General features: G+C 54.3%; 5 protein-coding genes. 4 read left to right on the forward strand and 1 reads right to left on the reverse strand.

Features of this window, described 5'->3' with window-relative positions:
- The 3 genes from ACESNI_RS11355 to ACESNI_RS11365 form a co-directional block, all read left to right on the forward strand.
- Positions 1–935, forward strand: a 935-nt coding sequence (locus tag ACESNI_RS11355) for a PLP-dependent aminotransferase family protein (protein ID WP_373086770.1), incomplete at its 5' end; no start/stop codon positions are given.
- 141 nt (positions 936–1,076) lie between these two features.
- Positions 1,077–1,931 (forward strand): TauD/TfdA dioxygenase family protein, encoded by an 855-nt coding sequence (locus ACESNI_RS11360; RefSeq protein WP_373086771.1) that lies wholly within the window; start codon positions 1,077–1,079, stop codon positions 1,929–1,931.
- Positions 1,932–1,971: 40 nt separating this feature from the next.
- Positions 1,972–2,835, forward strand: a complete 864-nt coding sequence (locus ACESNI_RS11365; RefSeq protein WP_373086772.1) for a type 1 glutamine amidotransferase — start codon at positions 1,972–1,974, stop codon at positions 2,833–2,835.
- An 18-nt stretch (positions 2,836–2,853) separates the two neighbouring features.
- Here ACESNI_RS11365 and ACESNI_RS11370 read toward each other — a convergent pair whose 3' ends face one another.
- On the reverse strand, positions 2,854–3,606 hold the full coding sequence (locus ACESNI_RS11370) for a DeoR/GlpR family DNA-binding transcription regulator (protein ID WP_373086773.1): 753 nt from the start codon (positions 3,604–3,606) through the stop codon (positions 2,854–2,856).
- 208 nt (positions 3,607–3,814) lie between these two features.
- On the opposite strand from ACESNI_RS11370, the gene ACESNI_RS11375 reads away from it, so the two are divergent.
- Complete coding sequence (locus ACESNI_RS11375) at positions 3,815–5,206, forward strand: aldehyde dehydrogenase family protein (RefSeq protein ID WP_373086774.1); 1,392 nt, start codon at positions 3,815–3,817, stop codon at positions 5,204–5,206.
- Positions 5,207–5,208 lie beyond the last annotated feature (2 nt).

The following is a 5,208-nucleotide window of genomic DNA, read 5'->3' on the forward strand; positions in this document are numbered from 1 at the left end:
AGCAGATCAGAACCAAGTTGCTGCCCAAGCGAGCCATTTATGCGGCACCGGAGGAGATTCTGATCACCATGGGGGCGCAGAACGGGCTTTACCTGATTGCCGCAGCGCTGATGACGGTCGGGCTGAAGGTTGGCGTAGAGAATCCCGGCTATCCAGATGCGCGCAATATCTTCCACCTTTGCGGAGCAGCGCTCGTGCCGCTTGAGGTTGATGAGGATGGCGTTGTGGTCGATGAGGCGCTTGCCACATGCCAGATGGTCTATGTCACCCCAAGCCATCAGTACCCGACGACCGTAACCCTGTCGGCGGACCGGCGGGCACGCTTACTGGAGATGGCGACGGCGACCGACCTGCTGGTGATCGAAGATGACTTCGAAAGCGACACCAATTATACCGGTGAGCCCGTCGCGGCGCTAAAATCACAGGATCAGGGCGGGCGGGTGATTTATGTCGGCAGTCTGTCGAAATCGATGTTTCCAGGCTTACGGCTTGGCTATATAGTTGCGCCGGAGCCGTTAATCCAGGAAATGCGGGCGCTTCGCCGCCTGATGCTGCGCCACGCCCCAAGCAATAATCAGCGAACGACCTCGCTTTTTATTGCCCAAGGATATCATCAGGCCTATATCCGCAAACTGCACAAGGCCTATGGTGACCGCTGGCAGATAATGTCCCGCGGGCTTGATCATTATCTGCCCGGCATGACAACGGTGCCGAGTTTCGGCGGCACCAGTTTCTGGATACGGGGACCTGAGGATCTTGACGCCGAATTGCTCGCCGAACAAGCGCGGGGACAAGGGATTGTTCTTGAACCGGGATCCGTACATTTCATGACGCCCGAAGAGGGCAAACGGTATTTCCGGCTCGGCTTTTCATCGATCGCGACGGCGCGGATTGAGGGCGGGCTGGAACAGCTCGCGTCACTGCTAAATTCCTGAGCCCGATCATTCTGGTATATATGAATGGGAAAAATTGGTACTATGGATTTTCAGGCAGATGACATACCTAATTCAGAGGCAGACTAAACCTTGACCAAGCCGAACACAGGCTGGCCGTAGTGATCAGGATCGGGGAGTGTGATGGGCTATAATACGATTGAAGTGCAGCCGCTGACCGCGGCAATCGGGGCGGAAATCCTGGGCGTGGATTTGTCAAAATCCCTGTCGGATGAGCAATTCGGCGATGTCCATGACGCGCTGGTCGACAATCATGTGGTTTTTTTCCGCGATCAGGAAATCTCCCCGGAAATCCAGCTCGAGTTTGCAAAACGTTTCGGGACCCCGGAAATTCATCCCATCGTTCAGGGATCAAATGCTCATCCGGAACTGATCGAGGTTCTGAAACCAGCGGGTGAGGGGGCGTCCTTTGGGACCGGTTGGCATACGGATAACACATTCTTTCAGAAGCCGACCATCTATACCATGCTCTATGGCCTTGATATCCCGCCCGTCGGCGGGGATACGCTCTGGGCAAATATGGAGGCGGCTTATGCGGCGTTATCCGACGGCATGAAGGAGCTTCTTGACGGCCTTGTCGCCGTGCATTCGGCAAGCGTTGCCTTTGATCCGCGCCACACACGTGAAAAATACGAAGGCAAGCACAGCCTGAAATACAAATATTCCGAAGTGGTGGAGGAAGAAGTCGAGCATCCGCTCATCCGCACCCATGATATTTCGGGACGCAAGGGCATTTTCGTCAATCCGATGTTTACCCTTCGTATCAAGGGAATGACCGATGCCGAGAGTGCGCCGCTGCTCAAATATCTCTATGAGTTTTCGACAAAGCCGGAATTCACCTGCCGGTTCAGGTGGCAGCCGAAATCCGTGGCAATGTGGGATAACCGCTGCACCCAGCATTACGCCATGAACGATTATGTCCAGTATCGCCGCCTGATGCGGCGGGTTACCATCGGCGGCGACACCCGCCCGGTTTAACGGAAGCCTGCGTATATCTTGTAAGAGGACGTTAATGTAAATGGTAAGGAAGAGAGCCCGGCTCCTGGTGCTGGATGGATATCCGGAGGAGCATCGTGATCCGCTTGCGGAAAATGGCGGAACATTGGCGGGTGAGCTGTATGCAGCGATGCTGAAATCCTACCTTCCGGATGCCGAGATTGACATCCTGTTCCCCGCCGATGCCGGGTGCCGCCTGCCGACTGGCAGCGGCCTCCGCGATTACCACGGCATTACCTGGACCGGTTCCAGCCTGACCATCCATAACGACAAGGATGATCGGGTGGTCCGCCAGATTGATTTCGCCAAGGCTGCCTACGAGGCCAATGTCCCAATGTTCGGCAGCTGCTGGGCGGCGCAAATGGCAGTGACGGCCGCAGGCGGTAAATGTGCCAAGAATCCCAAGGGTCGGGAATTTGGTCTCGCCCGAAAAATAACCCTGACGCCGGAGGGGCGGAACCATCCGATGTTTGCTGGGAAAAAGTCCGTTTTTGACGCCTTTACAAGTCATGAGGACGAGGTCTCTGAACTGCCCGCCGGGGCAACCTTACTTGCATCGAACGATTTCTGTAACGTGCAGGCCGTCGCGGTTGATCACAAGGGCGGCAGCTTTTGGGCGGTCCAGTATCATCCGGAATATAATTTTAACGAGGTGGCGAGCCTGTGCCGGTGGCGGCGGGACGCACTGACCGCCCAGGGGAATTTTGCCTCAATTGAAGATGCGGATCAGTATATTGCCAAGCTTCAGGCCCTGCACATCAGCCCGGATGCAAGCCATCTCCGCTGGCAGCTTGCGGTTGACAATGACATTCTGGATAACTGCATCAAGCAGCAGGAAGTTCGCAACTGGATTGAAGCAAAGGTAACGCCCAGGCTCAGCGATTAACGGCATTGACTCCGGACGTCAGGCAATCAGGATACGGTCACGCCCCATTTTATCGATTATCGACTGCGGTGGCAGTTGATCAGTCAGAAGCAGGTCTACGGCCTCAAAGTCGCATATCTTGACAACTCCAGGCCGATTGAATTTCATGTGATCGGCGACCATGATAATGCTTGCGGCTTGTGGAATTATCGCTCGTTTGAATTCAGCCTCGCCGAGATCGCAATCGAGATAGCCCTGTTCAGCGCTAATCGAGGCAATTGATAAAATGGCGCGTTCCGTCGTGAATTGGCGGGCGAAATTGATTGCCGTTGAGCCATAGGCGGCACTGTCATCGGCACGGATTTCTCCGCCCGCCATGAAGACCGTGTTGTTGTTGCGGGCGCAGAGGTCGCGCGCGACTTCAGTGGAGTTGGTAACCACCGTCAGGTTACGATGGGCATGCAGCGCCTTGGCGACATAACAGGAAGTGCTGCCGTTATCAATCAGGATGGTCTCGCCGTCCTGAATGATGGAGGCAGCAAGCTTGGCTATTCTTTGTTTTTCCCGGCGCTGAACTTCAAGCCGGCGGAGAAAAGGAGGTTCTAGGGAAGCTTGTGGGAGCATCACGCCGCCATGGATTTTTTCCACGCTGCCGGATTTTGCCATATCCTTGATATCGCGGCGAATCGTCTCGTCGGAGACGCCAAGTTTTGTCGCCAGTTCGATGACGCCACAGGATTTCTCCAGCTGCAGCATATTCATGATGGCATTTTGCCGTTTCACCTGTTTCATACATCCTCCCAAATGTTACAGTAAAATGACGGAATTTGGCTTATCTAGCATATTCTGAGGAAAAACAAAAACGAATATGCTGAATACCACATAAAACGTCTAAATGATCAATATTATGTGGGAAAATATTTATAAGGATATAACTATTTCCGATTAGTTTATATGGTGGAAAATGGTAAAAATCCGGTTTGAAGAATTGGGAAAATAAATGTCAGAAAGTTTGAAAACAATCAGTCCCGTCGATGGGAGCCTCTATGTCGAACGCCCCTATACGCCAGAGAATGACATTGAGCGGATGCTTGCCGCGGCGAGGACGGCGCACGCCGAGTGGAAGGCGCGGCCGATCGCGGAGCGGGCTGAAATCCTGACGAAATGTATCGATAGCTTTGTTGCCAAGAAAGACTTGATCGTCGAGGAGCTCGCGTGGCAGATGGGCCGGCCGGTTAAATTTGGTGCCGGTGAAGTCGGCGGCTTTGCGGAGCGGGCGCGGCATATGATTTCAATTGCCGAAGACTCGCTTGCGGATGTCACAGTCCCGCGGAAGGATGGCTTTACCCGCTATATCAAGCGTGAACCGGTTGGTGTGGTCTTTACGATAGCGCCGTGGAACTTTCCTTATATGACCGCCGTCAATTCCATTGTTCCGGCACTGATGGCGGGCAATGCAGTTATTCTCAAACATGCGGCCCAGACCCATTTGTGCGGTGAACGTATGGTCGAGGCCTTTACCGAGGCCGGATTGCCTAAAAATTTGTTCCAAATCGTCGTTGCCAATCACCAGAGCGCGGCACGAATAATCCAGTCGGATGCTATCAACTATGTCTGTTTCACCGGCTCGGTCCCGGCGGGCAAGGCCATTGAGACGGCGGCGGTCGGCCGGTTTATCGGTGTCGGACTGGAACTCGGCGGCAAGGATCCGGCCTATGTGCGGACGGATGCCGATGTTGATTACGCTGCGGAAAACCTGGTCGATGGCGCGATGTTCAATTCCGGTCAATCCTGCTGCGGCATCGAGCGGATTTATGTTCATGAAGACATTTATGACCGTTTTGTCGAGCGCTTTGTTGAGGTCGTCAATGACTATAAGCTGGGATCGCCGGTTGACCCGGAGACGACGCTCGGTCCGCTGGTCAATGCCGCCGCGGCGGAGTTTGTCCGTGCCCAGATCGATGAGGCGGTGAACGCCGGGGCCAAGGCCCTTATTGATCCCACAAAATTTCCCGAGAATAAAAAAGGGAGCCAGTATCTGGCACCCCAGGTTCTCATTGATGTCGATCATTCGATGCGGGTGATGACCGAGGAAAGTTTTGGCCCGGTCGTCGGCATCATGAAGGTTGCCACGGACGAGGAGGCCATTAAATTGATGAATGACAGTGAGTTTGGCCTGACGGCTTCGGTCTGGACCCGCGATGAAGCAGCTGCGGTCAGGATTGGTGATCAGGTAGATACCGGAACCTGGTTCATGAACCGATGCGATGCTCTTGATCCGGCCCTTGCCTGGACGGGGGTCAAAAATTCTGGCCGCGGCTGTACATTGTCCGCCGTGGGATATGAAAGCCTCACCCGGCCGAAATCCTATCATTTAAAAACAAGCCTTTGACG

The organism is Sneathiella sp. (assembly GCF_041689005.1).
GTDB lineage: Bacteria > Pseudomonadota > Alphaproteobacteria > Sneathiellales > Sneathiellaceae > Sneathiella.

Excerpts from the sequence above, each read along its gene's own strand:
- ACESNI_RS11370 (WP_373086773.1), bottom strand. The coding sequence starts at position 3,606 with ATGAAACAGGTGAAACGGCAAAATGCCATCATGAATATGCTGCAGCTG.
- ACESNI_RS11375 (WP_373086774.1), top strand. The coding sequence starts at position 3,815 with ATGTCAGAAAGTTTGAAAACAATCAGTCCCGTCGATGGGAGCCTCTAT.
- ACESNI_RS11365 (WP_373086772.1), top strand. The coding sequence starts at position 1,972 with ATGGTAAGGAAGAGAGCCCGGCTCCTGGTGCTGGATGGATATCCGGAG.
- ACESNI_RS11360 (WP_373086771.1), top strand. The coding sequence starts at position 1,077 with ATGGGCTATAATACGATTGAAGTGCAGCCGCTGACCGCGGCAATCGGG.